The sequence below is a fragment of the Vibrio sp. J2-3(2022) genome, from assembly GCF_021725735.1.
Classification (GTDB): domain Bacteria; phylum Pseudomonadota; class Gammaproteobacteria; order Enterobacterales; family Vibrionaceae; genus Vibrio; species Vibrio diabolicus.
In genome coordinates this window covers 488441-508035 of sequence record NZ_JAKKCK010000001.1, presented here as the reverse complement: position 1 = coordinate 508035, position 19595 = coordinate 488441, and the positions used below count along the sequence as shown (strand labels likewise).

Genomic DNA, 19595 nt, shown 5'->3' with positions numbered 1-19595 from the left:
GTAACCGCTTTTACACCTATGCATCAACTTTGTATTCAGTTTACGTAAACGTCAATTTAAAATCAGAATAGTGCTTGAAAGATTAAGTTGCAATCGAGTTCATCGAGAAAGATTTGAACTAACGCAAACTTTAAGTAAATAAATTGTTAATAAAAATTATTCTCAGACGACTACATATTCGGATAGTTAGGGCCACCACCACCTTCCGGCGGTGTCCAAGTAATATTTTGACTTGGATCTTTGATGTCGCAGGTCTTACAGTGGATACAGTTCGCCGCATTTATTTGTAGTTCTGGCTGCTGATCCCCCTGTACGATTTCATAAACGCCAGCCGGGCAATAGCGCTGTGCTGGCTCTGCATATAATTCAAGATTCTGCTCGATGGGAATCCGCTGGTTCGTCAAACGTAAGTGGCACGGCTGATCTTCCTCATGGAAGATATTGGATAGATAAACAGAAGAGAGGCGATCGAAACTTAACACGCCATCAGGCTTCGGATAGACAATTTCATTGCTGTTTTCCGCCAATAACAGAGACTGATGATCGGGCTTATCACAGCGGATATGCCACTTAGCTTTACCTTTTAACACGTTATGTTCCAGCAGCGCTAAGCCACCGCCCAGCCACGATCCAAAGCGGTGAATGCCACTTGAGAAGTTACGTGCTTGATAAAGCTCTTCATACAGCCAAGACTGTTTGAAGAGCTTTTGATAATCAGCAGTAACTGACTGACTCTCAAGGGCTTCACATACTGCTTCGGCGGCAAGCATGCCTGATTTCATTGCGGTGTGCGTGCCTTTAATTTTAGCGCCGTTAAGCGTTCCTGCATCACAGCCAATCAACAAGCCACCAGCAAACTGTTGCGTGGGAAGCGAATGAAAGCCGCCCTTGGTAATCGCTCTCGCGCCATAACTAATGCGTTTACCATTTTTGAGGTATTGCTCAATCATCGGATGATGTTTAAAACGCTGAAATTCATCGAATGGACTCAAGTGCGGATTCTTATAGTTCAAGTTAACAATCAACCCGACGGCAACTTGGTTTCCCTCTAAATGGTAGAGGTAACTGCCACCTGTGGCTTCGTTCGCTAACGGCCAGCCTAAGCCGTGAACCACTAACCCTTGTTGATGCTGCTCTGGTGGTATTTCCCACAACTCTTTAAAGCCAATAGCGTAATGTTGAGGCGTTTTATCTTCAGCGAGATTAAATCGGTTAATCAATTGCTTACCAATATGACCCCGCGCGCCTTCAGCAAACAGGGTAAACTTCGCTCGCAGTTCAATACCAGGTTCGAAATTGGCTTTTTGTTCGCCATTTTTATCTAACCCCATATCGCCCGTGATAACGCCACAAACACGGTTGTCTTCATCAATGATGGCTTGGCTGGCGGTAAAGCCTGGGTAGATCTCCACCCCTAAGTTCTCGGCCTGCAACGCCATCCATCGGCATAGATTGCCCAAGCTGATAATGTAATTACTGTCGTTATGTAACGTGTTAGGCACAGCCCAAGAAGGCAGCTCATGACCATTAATTTCATTGCCTAGATAGTAGGTTTTATCTTCGTTTACTTTGGTATTGAGTGGAGCGCCCTTCTCTTCCCAGTCGGGAAACAGTTCATCCAAACTTCGCGTTTCAAACACCGCACCCGATAAAATATGCGCTCCAACTTCAGAGCCTTTTTCTACCACGCAAACAGAGAGGTCTTGTTCTTTTTCTGCTGCTAATTGTTTGATTCGGCATGCCGCAGACAAACCTGCGGGACCAGCGCCTACAATCAGAACATCAAATTCCATGCAGTCTCTTTCCATGATTGCATTCCTTTTTCTTTGCATGTTGCCAACTTGTTAAGCAACAATATATTTAAAGTTGACGCAAACGTAAAGGTAAATTAACATCATTTTAAAGACGTCATCACATCGTCTTCACTGTAAACACATAGTCTTCACTGTAAAAAGGAATCTAACGTGAAAATACTAGTGCCAATCAAAAGGGTCATTGATCCCTACGTTAAAGTTCGTGTGAAAGCGGACCATAGCGATGTTGAAACCAATAACGTCAAGATGACGATTAATCCATTTTGCGAAATAGCCGTTGAAGAAGCCGTACGACTAAAAGAGCAAGGTATTGCAGATGAAGTCATCGTTGTCAGTGCTGGCGGTAGCCAATGTCAGGAGCAACTACGTACCGCGCTTGCATTAGGTGCCGATCGCGCTATTCATGTCGATACTGAAGACAAAATAGAGCCATTAGTTGTCGCTAAGCTGCTCAAAGCTCTGGTTGAGCAAGAACAAGCACAGCTTGTGATTACGGGTAAACAATCCATTGATACTGACAACAACCAAGTGGCTCAGATGCTGGCAGCCCTACTTGACTGGCCTCAAGCAACTTTCGCTTCCGACGTGAAGATAGAAGATCAAAAAGTTCAGGTCGTGAGAGAAGTGGACGGCGGCTTGATGACGGTTGCGATGAACTTACCTGCTGTGATCAGTACTGACTTACGCCTGAATGAACCGCGTTTTGCCTCTTTGCCTAATATTATGAAAGCTAAGCGCAAGCCGTTAGATACAATCACACCTGACAGTCTGGGTGTTGAAGTGGTATTTAGCCAAACCATTCAAGAAGTCACACCACCAGCGCAGAGAAAAGGTGGCATCAAGGTTGAATCTGTATCAGAGCTTCTCGATAAGCTGCGTAACGAAGCGAAGGTGATTTCATGAAGAACTTAATCATAGCAGAACATGACAATAACCAATTACATGCGGACACACTCAAAGTAGTTAATGCAGCAAAACAAGTCAGCCAAGACAATGTTTTGATCGTAGTGGGCCACCAGTGTGAAGAAGTCGCTCAGCAAGCTTGTCGCGTTGATGGTATATCAAACGTAATTTGTGTCGATGATGAGCAACTTAAGCATCAATTTGCCGAGAGTATCGCACCTATTGTGGTGAGTATTGCTGAAGGTTTTGACGCAATCTGGGCTAGCTCATCATCAAAAGGGAAAGATCTTGCACCGCGAATAGCAGCGAAGTTTGGCGTTGGGCAAATTTCCGATATTGTCCAAGTTATCGATGAAAACACCTTTATTCGACCTATTTACGCAGGGAACGCATTTGCCAAAGTGACCACCAGCGACGACGTTCGCATCGTCACAGTGCGCCCGTCTGCGTTTGAGCCGGTTACTTGTCACAACCAAGCTGATATCGAGCATCAGCAGGTCACCATCTCAGATCCAATGGTTGAATTGGTTTCTGTCGATAAAACCGTATCAGAGCGTCCTGAATTAAGCGCGGCAGAGGTGGTTGTGTCAGGTGGGCGCGGAGTCGGTAGCAAAGAGAACTTCGCATTGATAGAACAAGTCGCCGATAAACTGGGGGCTGCCATTGGCGCTTCTCGCGCGGCGGTTGATGCTGGGTTTGTAGCCAACGATTTACAAGTGGGTCAAACCGGTAAAATCGTTGCACCTAAGCTTTATATTGCGGTCGGGATCTCTGGAGCCATCCAACACCTTGCAGGAATGAAAGAGTCCAAAGTGATTGTCGCGATCAACAAAGATCCTGAATCTCCTATCTTCGAAGTTGCCGACTATGGATTGGTTGGTGATTTGTTTGAGGTATTGCCTCAGCTTGCCGAGCAACTTTAAGCAATCGAAACGAGGGGTGAGCATTACGATGTTCGCCCCTTTATTTTGTTTTTAGCCATATTCAAACGGATTGAAATTAGAGGGACCTATGCCAAATTCTGCACCTATTTGGTCACCATCTGCTGAGCGCGTCAGCAATAGCAATTTATTGCGGTTCATCGAAAAGATTAATAAAGACAAAGCCGAAGGTACCGTAATCAACAATTACACGTCTCTACACCAGTGGTCCATTGACCACAATGACGAATTTTGGCGACATACCTGGCATTTCTGTAACGTCATTGGAAATATTGGCTCGCAAGTCAAAAGCCTTGGTGCTCCCAAGTGGACACAGACAGATTCTACTCAGAGCCATGTAAATAGGGACACAGTATGGTTTGCTGACGCCACGCTTAACTACGCAGAGAACCTCCTATCTCAGGCCGAACAAACACCTGAGCGTGAGTTTATCGTTTTTACTAATGAACGCGGTGAACACAGGCAGCTCACTGGTACACAGTTGCTCGAACAAGTGTCTGTCGTTCAGCAATGGCTACTCAATTGTGGTGTTGGCAAAGGCGATGTCGTTGCGGGTTATTTGCCCTACCTTCCAGAAACCGTTATTGCCATGCTGGCCACCACCAGTCTTGGTGCCATTTGGACTTCAACCTCGCCTGATTTTGGTATCGATAGCGTCGTAGAGCGTTTTGGCCAGGTCAAGCCGAAAGTTCTTTTTTGCTGTGATGGCTACCAGTTCGGAGGCAAAGCTTTCGATATGACGGACAAAAACACCACTCTTAGTAATAAGCTAAGCAGTACCTCCGAAGACGCTACTATTAGCGTATGCCAAATCGAATATTTACAAAACGCTAAGAATGCTAGCACTTCTGACTTTGTGTATTGGTCTGATATTACTCACCACTTTTCTCCACAATCAATTCAATATCAACCAACGCTGTTTAATGACCCGTTATTCATTTTGTATTCTTCTGGCACAACGGGGCAACCAAAGTGTATTGTCCATTCCGTGGGCGGCACCCTACTCAATCACCTCAAAGAGCATCAACTACATTGCGATATCAAACCACAAGACAAGGTTTTCTACTACACAACATGTGGTTGGATGATGTGGAACTGGCATGTTTCAGCACTTGCGAGTGGTGCTACCTTAGTGATTTACGATGGGAGCCCGGTTTACCCTGATCACTCCGTCTTATGGCGATTAGCAGAAGAACATAGCGTGTCACTGTTTGGTACGTCAGCGAAATATTTAGAGGCGCTAGAGCAAGCGAATTACTCTCCCAAGTCAGAACACGACCTGAAGTCACTCACAACCCTGTGCTCGACCGGCTCAGTGCTTTACCCAGAACAATTTAATTATGTCTATCAGCACATCAAGCAGGATTTACATTTGGCTTCCATTGCTGGCGGCACGGATATTTGTGGGTGTTTTGTACTTGGAAACCCTATTTCACCGGTGTACAAAGGCGAATGCCAAGGTTCAGGGCTTGGAATCGACGTGCGTGTTTTGAACGACGAGGGCAATGCGATTACACAGCAACGCGGCGAACTGACTTGCAATAACTCACTACCTAACTTCCCTATCGGTTTTTGGCACGACAACGGCGAACGCTATCACAACGCTTATTGGAGCAAGTTTACCGATATCTGGCACCATGGCGACGATGTGATGCAAACCGAACATGGCGGCTTCATTTTTTATGGCCGTAGTGACGCAACCTTAAATCCAGGCGGCGTACGCATCGGTACCGCTGAAATCTACCAGCAAGTGAACGCGTTACCCGAGGTCGAGGACTCCATCGCTGTCGGCAGGTTAAACCAGCAGTCTGAAGAAATCTGGTTACTAGTAAAACTCGCTCACGACGTCGAGTTAACCCAACAACTCACCGATTCAATTCGCCAAACACTAAAATCAAAATGTTCACCTCGCCATGTGCCACGACAAATTTTTGCTATCAGTGATATTCCTAAAACGCGCTCAGGAAAACTGGTTGAACTAGCCGTGAAACAACTGGTTAACGGGCAAGCTATAAAAAACATTGGTGCTATTGCTAACCCAGAAGTGCTGGAAGAAATTAGCCAGCTTAATCAATAGTGACAATTGGTTAAACAAGAAAAAACTTAATCATTGCGCCAAATCTTATATCCGACCTCTCGCATTGCTCTTCCGAGTAGGTGGGAGGCAACTGGCGCAGTGAGAACGATAAACAACATCGTACCGATAACTCGGGAGATCACGGTGACTTCAGGAATTGAGAGGGCAACCGCTAGTAGTAAGCAACTAACTCCGACGGTACCGGCTTTGGTTGCGGCATGCATTCGGGTATATAGATCTGGCAACCGCAACACACCTAAACTAGCGCTTAGGATCAATAACGTCCCTAAACATAAAAACAGCCCAATCAACACATCCATTATTCTCTATCCTTCCTTTTAACGATCAAACGCGCAAATGCGATTGTGCCAAGAAATGCGACCAAACCTAATGTAATGGCGATATCTAACAAGGCATCCTCACCACTGTCTAAGGTGTAAACCGTAATAAAACCGATGGTGATAAATGAAATCAAATCTAACGCCACAACTCGGTCAGCCAGCGTTGGTCCTAAAATTAAACGGAAGAAAGCCATAACAAAACTGAGTAATAGCCCTGCATAGGCAAAAGTGACACTTATTTGCAGCCAACTATCCACGCGTCACCTCCAAAATTCGATGCTCTAATCCGTTTTTAATTCCACGAATAACTGCTTCATGCTCAGGTGCAAACATGGCATGAACGATAAGATGCTTTTTATCAGGCGTAACATCCAAACTGAGTGTGCCTGGTGTTAAAGAAACCATATTCGCAAGTAAGGTGATTTCAAGGTCTGAATCGACGTCCAAAGGGACGTAGACGATATCTGGCTGGCTCAAATGCGTTGGCGTCACGACATCCCACACGACTCTTGCAACCGATATGATCATTTCATAAGCGAAGTACACCAGTAACTTTAATGCCGACGCAAAACGTCGAAAGTAGCTGGTTTTTAATCCAAATGGTTGGCTCAACCGTAAGGCAAAAAAACCGACCGTAAATCCGACAATAAAATTCAAACTCGAATAGCTGCCGTTTAACATCATCCATGCTAATGCTAAGAAAAGATTGAGGAATAGATAGATCATGGATTTCCTCCCAATACCGCTCGAATGTAATCATTCGGATTTAACAGTTGTTCAGCGGCTTGAACAGAAAACTGATAAAAAGGCTCCGCCACCAAGCCTATCATCAACGTGAACATGGTCAATACGGCAATTGGAACGCAATACAACCAATGTACTTTGACCTGCAGAGTCTGTTCTGTTTTCTCCCTAAACGGCTTTTTCCAGAATGCCTCACTCCAAATTTTCGTCATCGAATAGACGGTAAGCAGCCCCACCAATAGCGCGGTACCGGCTAACCAGTAATATTCAGCCTGTAAACTCGATTTGATCACCAAAAATTTGCCCCAGAAACCAGAGAGCGGCGGAAATCCTGCCAGAGAAAACGCAGGGACAAGAAACAAGAACGCTAACCAAGGCATTGCTTTATATACCCCGCCCAAATGTTCAAGTTGACTAGAGCCATATTTGCGCTCAATAAAGCCACCGATTAAGAACAAATTCGCTTTTACAATGATGTGATGAACAATGTAGAAAATAGCGCCAGCCAAAGCTAAAGGAGTGTAAATCGCTAATCCCATTATCATGTAACCTATTTGGCTAATGATGTGAAAAGAAAGAATTTTCTTAATGTCGAATTGACTTGCCGCCCCCAAAACGCCCGTTAACATGGTGAGGCCAGCAATCCAAATCAACGTCGGCTGCCAACCACTCTCGGCGAGCGGAAATACTAATGTGAAGACTCGTATTAACGCGTATACGCCGACTTTAGTAAGCAACGCAGCAAACAGCGCAACCACACCACTTGGTAAGGTGTGATAAGAAGCTGGCAACCAAGCAAATAAAGGAAATAGTGCCGCTTTGATAGAAAAGGCAAACAAAAACAAGGCGGACAACATCATGTTGATGCTCAGTTCGCTCTCTCCCGCTTTGGTATAGAGATCGGCCAAGTTCAAGGTGCCAGTTGCACCATACAACAAACCGATGGCAAGTAAGAACACTAGCGTCGAAATCAGGTTCAACATCACATACTTCACTGCCCCATCAATTTGAGTTTTCGTTGCATCTAATACCATTAAACCAAATGACGCGATGAGCATGACCTCGAACCAAACATACAGATTAAAAATATCTCCGGTGAGGAACGCGCCATAAACACCAGCAAGCAACACGTGCGTCAACGCATGGTAATTGCTATAGGAAGGTTTTCGGTGAAGGTCCGCCATGGCATAGAAAACACATATCGCACCAATCACTGCCGTAATCATCACCATGGCAACGCTGAAGTAATCTGCGACAAAAACGATACCAAATGGTGCTTGCCACTGGCCAAAAGCAACGGCTTGAATACCATTACTTATGATGTTTTCTGTGAGAAGGCCTGCGACGACAAGGTTCAAAATCACACTCGCGCCACTTAACCACTCAGCACTTTTTGTTGAGCGACGTACAAAGAAAATGGTCAGCGCCGTACTCAATGAAAGAACAACAGGTAACGTCAGCAAAATCGAACTCATTGACCCTCCTCAGAACGTTGCATTTCGTCGACGTCTGCGGTTCCAGAATCTTTATAAGCTCGATAGAACAGCATTAAAGCAAAAATAAGTAGCCCAAAACCGATGACTATCGCGGTTAAAATCAGTGCTTGAGGTAATGGGTTTGCCGCGCCATCTGGTGGCAAAAGTGCATTATCGCCAATCAATGGCGGCTCTCCAGGAGTCAGCCTTCCCGCGGTAAAAATAGCAAGGTTAACCGCACTACTGAGTAACATGATACCGAACAAAAGACGCAAGATATGTTTTTCTAGCATTAAGTAAATGCCTGCAGCGACAAATACTCCAACGACAACACTCCAGACTATTTCCATCACTCTAGCTCCTCATTAATACGAAGCAGCATCCCCATCACGCCACCTATAACGGCAAGATAAACACCAACATCAAAAACCAACGGCGTACCTAGTGGTATCACATCTTTCCACCACAGTCCGGTCAAAAACGGTTTATCAAACGCAAAGCTCAAAGCACCAGATACTAAGCTCAATGCAATGCCAGATAACGCAATGAAAAACGGCTTGAAATACAATCTAGAACGAACGTATTTCGGTGATTCCGCGAACATGAGAAGCGATAAGCCAATAACGGCAATCAATGCACCAATGAAGCCACCACCCGGTTCGTTATGACCACGTAATAACAGATACACTGAGAACACAAGCATGAGCGCCGCGACGATATGTGCCGTGGTTGCAAAAATTAATGATTGAATACGGTTTTGCTTTTTCGCTCTTGTCTTAAGCAAGCTCACTGCTGCAATCCCAGCAATGACAACGACGACAACCTCTCCCAATGTATCAAACGCACGAAAGTCGACGAGAATGACGTTGACAATATTGCGCCCATGCCCGCCTGGGACACTATTTTCCGCAAAGAATTCCGACACCGATGAATCCATCGGCTGGGACGTGATTCCTAACAAGAGGAAAGTAATCGAAACACCTATCACGCCCGCTATACAAACATTCGCCAATTTGCGTTTTATTGAATGCTTGGGTACGGTGGTTAAACGCGGCATATGACGCATTAACAATGCTAAAAAGACCACCATTAATGTTTCCACTAACAGTAAAGTCTTCGCGACGTCCGGAGCACTGTAGATCATAAAAACAAGCGTGGTCATAAAACCAATCATACCTAGCGCAGAAATCGCAAGAAGCCTTGAGTGAGACAACGTACATACGATCGCTGCACCAATCAGCAATAAGGCAATGCCAATCTCATAGAAAGCCACGTTTGAAAGCTGCTCTAATAAAGGCAGAGGAATAAATGCTACCTGACCAAGTAAAGCGACGGCGAGTACCGCGAAAAATAGCAGGACATAACGACTCAACTTCTTTTGCTGCAACAGCGCCGTTTGCCACTTCGCCAGTGTCATCATGCCATCTAATAGTCGTTCAAAAACATTCTCCGCTTTGGGGACGAATAGATGTAACCGCTGAAAAAATGCAGACACAGTAGGATAAACACGGTACACCACATACCCCAATACTAACGTGATAACGCTTAGGACCAGCGGTACATTCACACCATGCCATAATGATGTCGCTTTAATATCGGCTGCAGGCAGAATGTCGGCAGAGCCAGGAAAGATGATATTGTGATCTAACCAATTTAAACCGACTAGCGGAACGATGAGACTGCCAAGTGCCAAGAGCAAAGGCGAGAACCACATGGCTTTTTTTGTCTCAACTGGCTTCATTTCAATCGGCATGAGATCACGGCGAGCAAAGAATGGTCTCGCTATAAGCATAATGGTTAGCGCAACCATCAGTATATTCACGATTAAAAGTACAAAGGCGATCCAGTTATTGAGCTCTACGGCGGCTTTGTACATGTATTCTTTGCTCAAAAAGCCTAACAACGGCGGAAACCCAGCTTTCGACAATGCAGCCAAACTCCCCGCAACCATGCTGATGACGAGCACTGACTTCAAGCCGTACAGTTGATCGATATCTCGTGTTCCTGTCGCTTTGTCGATATTCCCCACCACCATAAACAGCGCTGCTTTATAGAAAGAGTGAGCGAGAATAAACATCAATACTGCACTCACGGCCAAATCTGTGCCCATACCTAGTAATAATGTTAATTTACCCAAAGCAACATTCGTGCTGTAGGCTAGCATCAGCTTCAAGTCAGTTTGTTTTAATGCGACAAACGTGCACCAAACGGCGGTGATACTCCCTGTGATCACTAAGGCATAAAACCAAACCTCGCTATGAGCATAAACTGGCGATAAACGCGCTAACAAGTAAATGCCTGCCTTTACCATTGTTGCAGAGTGTAAATACGCACTGACTGGAGTGGGCGCTGCCATCGCGTTAGGTAGCCAAAAATGAAACGGGAACTGCGCAGATTTAGTAAATGCACCAAGTAGTATGAGCACTAGAGATGGCATAAACCATTCGTGCTGCGCAATCGTGTCTGCCTGATCGATAATGGTATTTAGCTCATAACTCCCTGCCATTGCTCCCAGCAAGATAAGACCAGCTAGCAACGCTAGCCCACCAGCACCGGTAACAATCAGCGACTGCAAGGCGTTTTTCCGTGACGTTTTATTTTCGTGATTAAACCCAATCAGCAAGTAAGAAGTGATGGTAGTGAGTTCCCAGAAAACAAATAACAACAGGATGTTATCGCTCATCACAATCCCTAGCATGGCAAGCATGAATAGGGTTAGGTATAAATGAAAGGAAAATCGGCTATCACTCTCTCGTAAGTAAGCCAAAGCGTATATTTGGATCAGTGCGCCAATCCCACTGATCAGCCCGGCAAAAAGGAACGACAAACCATCTAACCTAAAGCTGAAGTTAATATCGAGGCCTGGTATCCATTCCGCATTCCAGCTTACGCCTGCGGGTGTATAGATGTAAAAAAGAAAAGAGAAGATTAAAATTGGCAGCACAGGGAAAATCAGTAAGACCAACTGATTATCGGGATTTTTCGGCAGGTTTTCTTTACCCGTTATGCTATTTAACATCGCAGCCCATTCATTTTTATAAGAAAGTTCGCCCTATTTGGCGCAAAGATAAAAAGCTCCACTTGATTGTTTTAGCCCAAGTATTTCAAAAAAGATCATAAAACCAAGGGATAAGTAGCAAACAGCGATCACTGAATGCTACTTAAAGGAACGTTAATACAAACAGCTACTTGCTGTCCGCTACGGTGTAAGAACGTAGATCACTACTTACGTGTTCTCGACTGAATGTGTATGGATTATCGTCATCAGTTAACTCGAACGCATCGTAGGTGCAGTCACCGATATCATTTCTCGGACAAACATAAACGTTCGAACGTTCTATCATTTCTGTGTGGCATTTCGGGCATAGGTTTTTCATGTCACTCTCCTCTGATAACTTATTGATACACTGATAATTCCATGTTCTAGAACTCCGTCTCCCTCCTTTACCTAAAACAACCACTTAAACCCAGGTTTGTTACACACCAATTACTGAATCGGCGATACAAAACCATCGGGCTTAAGAGCGACCAAACTACAGTTTATAGATTGCAAAATGTTTTCAGCCGTATTACCAATGACGTAGCCAGATATCCCTGTTCTCGCTAAGGTACCCATGACTAGAACGTCCACTTCTATGCTTTCTACGTAATCCGGGATTTTTTCATCAGGCTTTCCGTGTAAATGATGAATCACAATTTCACCCGTAATCCCCGACTCTTCCAGCAGTTGTTGTAGAGCTTGTTTATGATCGGCTTTTGCTTTGTCGAGTTCATGTTTCAACTCAGCATCGTCGACTTGAATCCAAGCATTGTCATGTAGGTAGTTCTCTAAGTAATATTCCCAGCAAGAAATCACATGTAAACGACTGTCACAGGTGTCGGCTATTGAACGAGATAATTCAAGCAAACGCACCGCTAATGAGTGCTGTTCATCGCTCGCCGTTAACGGATCTATAGCAACAGCCACGCGGCGTTTGTCTCTCGGCTTATCAATCGGTCGGTGTAACCATAATGGACAAGGACATTTGCGTAACAGTGTCATATCAATAGCTTTGAAGCCTTCAGCGCCTTCACCGAGTGGTTCAGCTTCTTTGATGATAAGATCTTTGTTGTCAGCTAATGCTTCTTTAATGATACAGACAGCGGGTTTTTCACTGCTTTTCACAGTAAGAGGAAATGCCAGATCATCTTCAGAAAGATCGAGCTTCTGTCTGTATTCCTGAATGCTTTGTTTGAGGGAGTCTTGTAGCGATTGCTCATAACTTTGCTGATACTGGAGCATATCCGCGGGGAAGTCGGGGCACGCAATTAGCCCTGAAACAGGCACTTTGTTGCTGGATGCGATCCTCATCGCTTGTTCGAGCGCCTCACTATGACCAGGCAATCCTTGTGTTGCAAAAAGTATGTTCGCGAATCGTTTCATACACACCTCCTTGTTTGGTTAAATATTAACCACCCACAAAGTATAATACCTAACGGATAATTGTAACGGCTTGTGACGTTGATGAAATCAATTCTCATTAAGCTATGGATATTGCTTCATTTTGCTTTACGTCACCTTCTCCTTTTCTTTACGACTGTGGCCCGCTGACCCCAATAGAGCGACATACTAAAAATTGAGACCAAATAAAAACCCAAATTACTCAAAGTTTTTTCTCACCTTGAGTAACTTGGGTATAAGCAATAACACACTTAGGCTACGGACTTAAATGGGTAACCTAAATTTTCATACGACTTAGTTGAAAGATGCCATATCAATCACGAATCGGTGTGCAAATATTCACAGCCCTAATGATCCAGAAGTCGCTGTAAATTAATGTTAAGGTTGCTGTTTTGTCGGTGCCAAAGCAATTTCGCGAACACATACACCTTGCGGTTGCTGATAAGCAAACAGCACTGCTCGTGCAATATCGTCGGCTGCCAACACGCCCCCCATATCCTCTTTCCAAGCATCATAGCCATCTTTAATATCTTGAGACGTAGTATGTGAAAGTAATTCAGTTTCCACTGCGCCAGGTGCAATAGTCGTAACACGAACATTCGATGATGCGACTTCTTCACGTACGTTTTCAGAAATCGCATGAACCGCAAATTTGGTACCACTGTAAGCGGCATGATCAGGAAATGTTTTCTTGCCCGCAATAGAGCTGATATTAATGATCGTACCACTGTTACGCGCTTTCATCGGTGCTAAAACGGACTGCATGCCATTTAGCAAGCCAAGTACGTTCACATCAAACATGCGCTTCCACTCCGATGCGTCCTGAGTATCTATCTGGCCTAGAAGCATAACGCCTGCGTTATTTACAAGTGCATCTACCGGACCATACAACGCTTCTGCTTTCTCAATTGCCGCTTCAAAAGAAGCTTTATCGGTCACATCTACCTTTTCGCAAAGCGTATTTGGTAAGTTTAATGCTTCTAAACGTTCTACACGTCTTGCTAACAAAAGAAGAGCATGGCCCTGTTCGCTGAAATGACGTGCAATCGCTTCACCAATGCCTGAACTAGCGCCTGTAATAACAATTAACTTTTTCATTTTGAATCCTTAATAGAACGGTTTACCTCAATGGCGATAAGTTTAAGAAAACTTTGTTTGTTGATATATACCGACCTAGTTGAAACACTGTTGTTATACTGCAACAATACTTTTTTGAATTACGCAGAAGTCATCATGCAAACACACATCAACCTTGCGGATATCCGCTCTTTCGTCCTAATCGCTCAACTAGGAAACTTCACGAAAGCAGCAGAGCAACTTGGCGTTTCTCGCTCACACGTTTCACGTCAAATAACAAATCTGGAACAACAGATTGGTGCCACTTTGCTACAAAGGACCACTCGAACACTGAACCTCACCGAAGCAGGCAAGGTTCTGTATAAACAGTGTGAAACCGCCCTTCACAATATTGATCAAGCTGTTATGGCAGTGGTTGATGATGTAGAAGAATTAAGAGGCGAAATTCGTATCAACTGCGTGGGGGGTTATTTAGGGGAAGACGTTGTCGCAGATATCGTTGCTCAGTTTCTAATCCAACACCCACAAGTGAACATTAACTTAGATTTTAGCAGCCATCGTGTCGATTTAATCGCGGATGAATTCGACATCGCTTTTCGAATGGGAAAGTTAGACGACTCCAACTTTATCGCTCGCAAACTGATTGATGTGGAAATGGGGACGTACGCAAGCCCAAGTTATTTAGAAACACATGGCTACCCTTCGCATCCAAAAGACTTAGAAAAACACATTTGTTTGACAGGTAGTGTGACACGCTGGGCATTCGAGAACACAAATACAAAGCAGTCAACGGAACACCAGATACGTGGACAGTTACGATGTAAGAGTGGCAGAGTAATGATAAAAGCAGCGTTGGCGGGAAATGGTATCATCCGTGTACCAGCACTTTATTGCCAACAAGAACTCCAGACAGGCAAGCTAAAAGAAGTGTTTACCGACTGGAGCATTCCGAGTGTGGAGTTTTCACTCCTTTACCATCACGACCGACATCAACCAAAACGCATCCGAGCCTTTGTTGATTTTACCACGCAATACTTTCGCAAACTGCAGAGTAAAGACAAGTAACCTGCACGTTGGTACCTGTCTATGTATGCTTTATAGGCTGAGCCTGTGAACCTGGGGTTTGTTCTAGAAAGAGTGTGAGCATTTTGACGCTTAAGGCTTGGTTTTCATAAACGTCAGAGGTGTTTGTCCAGTTTGCTTTTTGAAAAATGCAATAAAAGCACTGTCTGACGAAAACTCCAGCCAATCAGCAACGGCGCTGACTTGCATTCCCGTAGATAACAATTCAACTGCTTTTAAGAGCCTCCACTGTTGACGCCAATCTTGATAATTCATACCCGTTTCCGACTTAAATAATCGTGTTACCGTCTTGGTGCTTGCCCCAACTTTGCTTGCAAGAGTAGTAAGCGAAGGAGCGAGAAATGAAGGTTCAACCAACTCTCGACGAAACGTTGTTAAGCGCCGATGCGATGGCAAAGGCAACTGAAACGAATAACGTTTCGCAGCATAAAACTCCTCCCAAAAAAGCGCCGTCGTATTTACCATCTCGCTGCTAGGCTTATCCCACTCCCAAAATGACATTTTATCAATGAGGGCTTGGAGTAAATTATTCACTTCTATCATCGTGATCTTACTCGGACAGGCAAACTCCTCACAATCAAAATACAAAGATCGATACGCCACCACATTCGTCATTAGTGCGCGATGCGGCGTATTAGGTGGGATCCAAACCGCCTTTGTCGGTGGCAAAATACAAATCGAGTCTTCCAGAGCAAAACTCATACAACCTTGAGGTGCGTACAACAATTGCCCTTTCTTGTGCTGATGCATACCCGAGTCGTGCTTGCCAATATCCGCAGCAATTCCCACTACACAATTAGAAATTTTGTCTGCGTCAAACTGTGTTTCTTCGTCAATAAGTGCCATTTTGTCCGAATATTGATGTATTTGGTTTTTATGTTGTTATTGGCTCAATCATAGCCTCATTTATACTGCCCGCCAACTTCATTAACAATGGGTAACAATATGAATACTAAGCCCTCTTTATGGCTCATGCTGGTTATGTTGATGTTTCCGCAAATTGTAGAAACCATCTATAGCCCAGCGTTGAGCTCAATCGCTCTATCATTTGATGTAAACCACGCACAAGCAGCACAAACACTGTCGATTTACTTCCTAGCGTTTGCCATTGGTGTTGTAGTTTGGGGAGTGCTCGCAGATAAACTGGGAAGAAGGCCTACCATGTTAATTGGGCTCTTTATCTATGGTTTTGCGTCTTTACTCGCAACTCAAACCGAGAGTTTTGCTGTTGTCATGGCTGCGCGAGCTCTGAGCGCATTTGGTATCGCGGTAGGTTCCGTTGTCACACAGACCATGCTTCGTGACGCGTTTGACGGTCAAGAACTGAGTAAAGTCTTCAGCTTAATGGGGATGGGTATATCAATCAGCCCGGTAGTAGGCATGCTATTAGGCGGGCAGCTTACAGGGCTTGGTGGATATCGTTATGTGTTTTTCGCTTTATTTTTAATCGCGTTAGTATTGCTCGCTTATAACGTTATTAAACTTCCTGAAACACAGAAGGAACAGACACCAGTACGGTTGCGTCAACTTAGCTGGAAAATGGTAAGAGACGCGCGAATTTGGCGCTCAGGATTACTGGTTGCTTTGTATAACATTGCTCTATTTTCTTATTACCAGCTTGGCGCATTTACTTTCTCAGCACTTGGGTATAGCTCCGAACAATTTGGATACAGTGGCATGGTACTGGGGTTAGGCACTCTGCTTGGGAGTTATTTAAACAAATCCCTAGTGTCTAAAAATGTTCGAAAAAACCAACTACTTTGGCTCTCCGCAGTATTGCTTAGTTTGGGATCAGTCGGTGTGTTGATTCTGAGCCAATCAATCTGGTTTGTTGCTCCAATGATGTTAGTCGTCATGTCGTATGGGATTGCGATACCCAACATACTCAGTGACGCACTCGTTGATTATAAACAACAGGTAGGTAGCGCAGGTGCTTTATTTGGGCTCATGTACTACATCATGATCGGGACGGGATTAGCGATGGCTGGAACAGTACAAAACTTAGGTGTCGTTCTATTAGCATGTAGCTGTTTAGCGATTTTATTAGCGTTTTCTACAAAACAAGTTCATACCGACTTGTGAGTATAATAATGAAATACTCTCCGTAATGGTTCACCGAGAATCTAGAGAATTTTTCAATCAATAGGAACTGAGGAGCACAATAGTAACCGCTCCTCAGTTGTCTTCTAGAGGGCGATCTAAACTAAATTAACCTTAAAGAAGCTCTCTAATTTATCAAATGGGATCACATCCAATTGATCGTAGAGATCCGTATGATTCGCATTTGGAATGATCATCAATTCTTTAGGCTCTGCCGCCGCTTCATACGCCGTTTCACTGAAATAGCGAGAGTGCGCCTTTTCGCCATGAATGAACAACACTGGGCGTGGAGATATCTCTTCAATGTAGGTCAGAATTGGCATATTCATAAACGACAGCGGCGTTGTGAGTGTCCATGCAGCATTTGAGTTAATCGCTCGTGGATGAAAGCCACGTTCAGGAGACTTGTAATAGGCTGCATACTCAATAACAAATTGGGGCTCACCTCCAACTAACTCAAGCGATACTGGCCCGTAAGTAGGTGTTCCATTTTCGGCATCTTCCCATCGTTGCAGGCTTAGCTGCTCTAACGTTTGCGTGCGCTGCTCAAACGTCGTACTGTCGTTATAGCCTTTAGACATTACACGGGTCATATCATACATCGTACTGGTTGCGACTGCTTTGACGCGTTTATCTGCAGCAACTGCGTTTAACGCCATGCCGCCCCAACCACATATGCCTATCACACCAATTTTCTGACGATCAACGTCTTTCTGTAGGCCAATAAAGTCCACAGCTGCGCTAAAGTCCTCTGTATTGATATCAGGTGATGCAACGTTTCTTGGTTCACCACCACTCTCTCCGGTATACGACGGATCAAACGCTAAAGTAATGAAGCCTCGCTCGGCTAATGTTTGAGCATATAACCCTGAAGACTGCTCTTTCACAGCGCCAAATGGACCACTAATGACGATAGCCGCAAGCTTGCCACTTTTATTTTTAGGTCGATAAAGATCCGCTGCCAACGTGATGCCATAACGGTTTTTAAAACTCACTTTGCGATGTTGAACTTGGTTACTTTTCGTAAATGTTTTATCCCAGGTGTCACCAAGATTTATTTGCGTCTCAGCTTGAACGGAACTCGTTGAGAGCGATCCGACTCCCATAGCAACCACGCTGGCACCCGTCATTTTCATCATATTGCGACGACCTTCATCAGGTTCATCTTGGTAACTTGCTTGATTGTCGTTCTGGCTTTTCATGGTAGACACTCCTAATTAACGTAACACACGATGAGTACAGTACGCGGATGCTTTATCGCTCCTACTTTACTGACACGTACATTGTTGCAACTTTTGTATTTTTTCGTTAACCAGATACTACGCATTGCTTGCCTAATCTTCCGAAGATTGGTCTAAACCTCTTCTAACGTTAATTAAGGCGTAAATAAAAAGCGCCTGTCGGCGCTTTAATTATCCATAGATCTTATTGCCATGTTGGCTCGCCAAACTCTTCACAACGTTGCTTGTCGTAATTTTCAATGCGCCCGCGTTTACCTACAAACTGAACCTGAACAACCATTCCAGCTTCAACATATTCACTGAAATAATCGCAAGAAACACGAAAACTAGTATCGCGTATCACAATTGGTACCCATTCATAGCCGCCGCTGCGTGGTAAGTAAGACTTGAAGGTAATGACCCCATCATCTGAAACGTTGATTTCTTCATCATATTCATTCAACTTATAAAAGCGTTGTCCATCAAACTCTGCCTTTGCTTTTTCAATTATTTCCTTCGTTGCTGTCGATTGCATCGGCGTATTTGACACCAGTTGACACCCAACAACAGATGTCAATACGGACAAAGCCAAAGCGAGTTTAGTTATTTTATTCATTTACCTAACCACTGTATAATTATTCAACACTTACCATTTTAAAAGGAGGGAGACCATACTTTATTTTAAAGAAAATAAAAAGCGCCTTTCGGCGCTTTTTATCTGAACATTTCTTATCCACACGTCTCGAGTAAATTTTCTAGAAAAGCTAACTCTTTATTACAATGAATTTTATTTAGGCTCTCACTGGAATATATTGCTATTTAATCCCAAGCTTCAAACTCATTAGGCTTTACGTGTTTTATTTTTTATCTAACGTTAGGACCCAGAGCTGTTTCAGTTCCCAATTCACAGTAGTACTCAACAGCATTTTCATCTTCAATCATGTCAACGGAGTTAGCAACGACACTCAACCGTCCACCACCTCTTGTCAATGAAAAGTACGCATTCTTGTTTTCATTTACTTCAAATTTCAAAGGAATGTATTCAGGTTCTTTAAGAGAAATATCTACCCATTTATAGCTATCTAAACTCTTCCCTTGTCGTGGGGCATAAACTGTTTTCAACCCATTTTCGTCAACAACGAAGTACATCGAATTCTCGGCTTGATTAAAACAAGCTTTCAAGCCACCACCTTGATTTTCCAAATCACATGTAAATACAACAGAGTCTTGTTCGCAGCATGCATTTACAAAAAATGGTAATGGCAAAATAAATAAAAAACTCACTACCTTAATAAATTTATAAACCATATTAAACTTAAGTGTATCGACTGGATTTAAAAATAAAGACAATACAGAGCCTTGTCAAAATAGAGATCGCG

The 19595-nt window shown here is 44.0% G+C and carries 19 protein-coding genes; 5 read left to right on the top strand and 14 right to left on the bottom strand.

Going from position 1 to position 19595, the window contains the following annotated elements; translation table 11 throughout:
• Positions 1 to 170: 170 nt before the first annotated feature.
• Entirely contained in the window at positions 171 to 1808 is a 1638-nt protein-coding gene (locus L3V27_RS02225) for an electron transfer flavoprotein-ubiquinone oxidoreductase (protein ID WP_237310894.1), read from the bottom strand.
• 156 nt (positions 1809 to 1964) lie between these two features.
• Here L3V27_RS02225 and L3V27_RS02220 point away from each other — a divergent pair, with 156 nt between their 5' ends.
• The 3 genes from L3V27_RS02220 to L3V27_RS02210 all read left to right on the top strand — a co-directional run bounded on the left by L3V27_RS02220 (position 1965) and on the right by L3V27_RS02210 (position 5735).
• Positions 1965 to 2717, top strand: a complete 753-nt coding sequence (locus L3V27_RS02220) for an electron transfer flavoprotein subunit beta/FixA family protein (protein ID WP_005386149.1) — start codon at positions 1965 to 1967, stop codon at positions 2715 to 2717.
• Positions 2714 to 3640 (top strand): FAD-binding protein, encoded by a 927-nt coding sequence (locus L3V27_RS02215; RefSeq protein ID WP_237310892.1) that lies wholly within the window; start codon positions 2714 to 2716, stop codon positions 3638 to 3640. The genes L3V27_RS02220 and L3V27_RS02215 overlap by 4 nt, the downstream gene beginning before the upstream one ends.
• A gap of 88 nt (positions 3641 to 3728) precedes the next feature.
• Complete coding sequence (locus tag L3V27_RS02210) at positions 3729 to 5735, top strand: acetoacetate--CoA ligase (RefSeq protein ID WP_237310890.1); 2007 nt, start codon at positions 3729 to 3731, stop codon at positions 5733 to 5735.
• Between the two features lie 26 nt (positions 5736 to 5761).
• Here the strand turns inward: L3V27_RS02210 and mnhG are convergent, their stop codons facing one another.
• The 9 genes from mnhG to L3V27_RS02165 form a co-directional block, all read right to left on the bottom strand.
• Entirely contained in the window at positions 5762 to 6055 is a 294-nt protein-coding gene (gene mnhG, locus L3V27_RS02205; protein ID WP_054867462.1) for a monovalent cation/H(+) antiporter subunit G, read from the bottom strand.
• Positions 6055 to 6333: a cation:proton antiporter gene (locus L3V27_RS02200; RefSeq protein ID WP_237310888.1), complete on the bottom strand. Its 279-nt coding sequence runs from the start codon at positions 6331 to 6333 to the stop codon at positions 6055 to 6057. Before L3V27_RS02200 ends, mnhG begins: the two co-directional genes overlap by 1 nt.
• On the bottom strand, positions 6326 to 6802 hold the full coding sequence (locus tag L3V27_RS02195) for a Na+/H+ antiporter subunit E (RefSeq protein ID WP_046875929.1): 477 nt from the start codon (positions 6800 to 6802) through the stop codon (positions 6326 to 6328). Before L3V27_RS02195 ends, L3V27_RS02200 begins: the two co-directional genes overlap by 8 nt.
• Entirely contained in the window at positions 6799 to 8295 is a 1497-nt protein-coding gene (locus L3V27_RS02190) for a Na+/H+ antiporter subunit D (protein WP_237310887.1), read from the bottom strand. The genes L3V27_RS02195 and L3V27_RS02190 overlap by 4 nt, the downstream gene beginning before the upstream one ends.
• Positions 8292 to 8645, bottom strand: coding sequence for a Na+/H+ antiporter subunit C (locus L3V27_RS02185; protein ID WP_109169825.1), 354 nt, complete (start codon positions 8643 to 8645; stop codon positions 8292 to 8294). The genes L3V27_RS02190 and L3V27_RS02185 overlap by 4 nt, the downstream gene beginning before the upstream one ends.
• Entirely contained in the window at positions 8645 to 11314 is a 2670-nt protein-coding gene (mbhE, locus tag L3V27_RS02180) for a hydrogen gas-evolving membrane-bound hydrogenase subunit E (protein WP_237310885.1), read from the bottom strand. Before mbhE ends, L3V27_RS02185 begins: the two co-directional genes overlap by 1 nt.
• A gap of 166 nt (positions 11315 to 11480) precedes the next feature.
• Positions 11481 to 11672, bottom strand: a complete 192-nt coding sequence (locus tag L3V27_RS02175) for a hypothetical protein (protein ID WP_005392611.1) — start codon at positions 11670 to 11672, stop codon at positions 11481 to 11483.
• A 110-nt stretch (positions 11673 to 11782) separates the two neighbouring features.
• The gene (locus L3V27_RS02170; protein WP_046875927.1) at positions 11783 to 12718 is read right to left on the bottom strand and encodes a universal stress protein; all 936 of its coding nucleotides are present in this window, start codon (positions 12716 to 12718) and stop codon (positions 11783 to 11785) included.
• A gap of 396 nt (positions 12719 to 13114) precedes the next feature.
• On the bottom strand, positions 13115 to 13834 hold the full coding sequence (locus tag L3V27_RS02165) for an SDR family oxidoreductase (RefSeq protein WP_237310884.1): 720 nt from the start codon (positions 13832 to 13834) through the stop codon (positions 13115 to 13117).
• Positions 13835 to 13969: 135 nt separating this feature from the next.
• Here L3V27_RS02165 and L3V27_RS02160 point away from each other — a divergent pair, with 135 nt between their 5' ends.
• Positions 13970 to 14878, top strand: a complete 909-nt coding sequence (locus tag L3V27_RS02160) for a LysR family transcriptional regulator (RefSeq protein ID WP_237310882.1) — start codon at positions 13970 to 13972, stop codon at positions 14876 to 14878.
• Positions 14879 to 14968: 90 nt separating this feature from the next.
• Here L3V27_RS02160 and L3V27_RS02155 read toward each other — a convergent pair whose 3' ends face one another.
• Positions 14969 to 15742, bottom strand: coding sequence for a helix-turn-helix transcriptional regulator (locus L3V27_RS02155; protein ID WP_237310880.1), 774 nt, complete (start codon positions 15740 to 15742; stop codon positions 14969 to 14971).
• A 99-nt stretch (positions 15743 to 15841) separates the two neighbouring features.
• Between L3V27_RS02155 and L3V27_RS02150 the strand changes: the two genes are divergently transcribed.
• Positions 15842 to 16978 (top strand): multidrug effflux MFS transporter, encoded by a 1137-nt coding sequence (locus tag L3V27_RS02150; RefSeq protein WP_237310878.1) that lies wholly within the window; start codon positions 15842 to 15844, stop codon positions 16976 to 16978.
• Between the two features lie 116 nt (positions 16979 to 17094).
• Here L3V27_RS02150 and L3V27_RS02145 read toward each other — a convergent pair whose 3' ends face one another.
• From L3V27_RS02145 to L3V27_RS02135, 3 genes are all read right to left on the bottom strand, one after another.
• Positions 17095 to 18198, bottom strand: coding sequence for an alpha/beta hydrolase (locus L3V27_RS02145; RefSeq protein WP_104973548.1), 1104 nt, complete (start codon positions 18196 to 18198; stop codon positions 17095 to 17097).
• 223 nt (positions 18199 to 18421) lie between these two features.
• Positions 18422 to 18832: a hypothetical protein gene (locus L3V27_RS02140; RefSeq protein WP_006741077.1), complete on the bottom strand. Its 411-nt coding sequence runs from the start codon at positions 18830 to 18832 to the stop codon at positions 18422 to 18424.
• Between the two features lie 248 nt (positions 18833 to 19080).
• Positions 19081 to 19566, bottom strand: a complete 486-nt coding sequence (locus tag L3V27_RS02135; RefSeq protein WP_237310876.1) for a hypothetical protein — start codon at positions 19564 to 19566, stop codon at positions 19081 to 19083.
• Positions 19567 to 19595 lie beyond the last annotated feature (29 nt).

Excerpts from the sequence above, each read along its gene's own strand:
- L3V27_RS02160 (WP_237310882.1), top strand. The coding sequence starts at position 13,970 with ATGCAAACACACATCAACCTTGCGGATATCCGCTCTTTCGTCCTAATC.
- L3V27_RS02190 (WP_237310887.1), bottom strand. The coding sequence starts at position 8,295 with ATGAGTTCGATTTTGCTGACGTTACCTGTTGTTCTTTCATTGAGTACG.
- L3V27_RS02215 (WP_237310892.1), top strand. The coding sequence starts at position 2,714 with ATGAAGAACTTAATCATAGCAGAACATGACAATAACCAATTACATGCG.
- L3V27_RS02155 (WP_237310880.1), bottom strand. The coding sequence starts at position 15,742 with ATGGCACTTATTGACGAAGAAACACAGTTTGACGCAGACAAAATTTCT.
- L3V27_RS02150 (WP_237310878.1), top strand. The coding sequence starts at position 15,842 with ATGAATACTAAGCCCTCTTTATGGCTCATGCTGGTTATGTTGATGTTT.
- mnhG (WP_054867462.1), bottom strand. The coding sequence starts at position 6,055 with ATGGATGTGTTGATTGGGCTGTTTTTATGTTTAGGGACGTTATTGATC.
- L3V27_RS02170 (WP_046875927.1), bottom strand. The coding sequence starts at position 12,718 with ATGAAACGATTCGCGAACATACTTTTTGCAACACAAGGATTGCCTGGT.
- L3V27_RS02185 (WP_109169825.1), bottom strand. The coding sequence starts at position 8,645 with ATGGAAATAGTCTGGAGTGTTGTCGTTGGAGTATTTGTCGCTGCAGGC.
- L3V27_RS02140 (WP_006741077.1), bottom strand. The coding sequence starts at position 18,832 with ATGAATAAAATAACTAAACTCGCTTTGGCTTTGTCCGTATTGACATCT.
- L3V27_RS02175 (WP_005392611.1), bottom strand. The coding sequence starts at position 11,672 with ATGAAAAACCTATGCCCGAAATGCCACACAGAAATGATAGAACGTTCG.
- mbhE (WP_237310885.1), bottom strand. The coding sequence starts at position 11,314 with ATGTTAAATAGCATAACGGGTAAAGAAAACCTGCCGAAAAATCCCGAT.
- L3V27_RS02165 (WP_237310884.1), bottom strand. The coding sequence starts at position 13,834 with ATGAAAAAGTTAATTGTTATTACAGGCGCTAGTTCAGGCATTGGTGAA.
- L3V27_RS02145 (WP_104973548.1), bottom strand. The coding sequence starts at position 18,198 with ATGAAAAGCCAGAACGACAATCAAGCAAGTTACCAAGATGAACCTGAT.
- L3V27_RS02210 (WP_237310890.1), top strand. The coding sequence starts at position 3,729 with ATGCCAAATTCTGCACCTATTTGGTCACCATCTGCTGAGCGCGTCAGC.
- L3V27_RS02225 (WP_237310894.1), bottom strand. The coding sequence starts at position 1,808 with ATGGAAAGAGACTGCATGGAATTTGATGTTCTGATTGTAGGCGCTGGT.
- L3V27_RS02195 (WP_046875929.1), bottom strand. The coding sequence starts at position 6,802 with ATGATCTATCTATTCCTCAATCTTTTCTTAGCATTAGCATGGATGATG.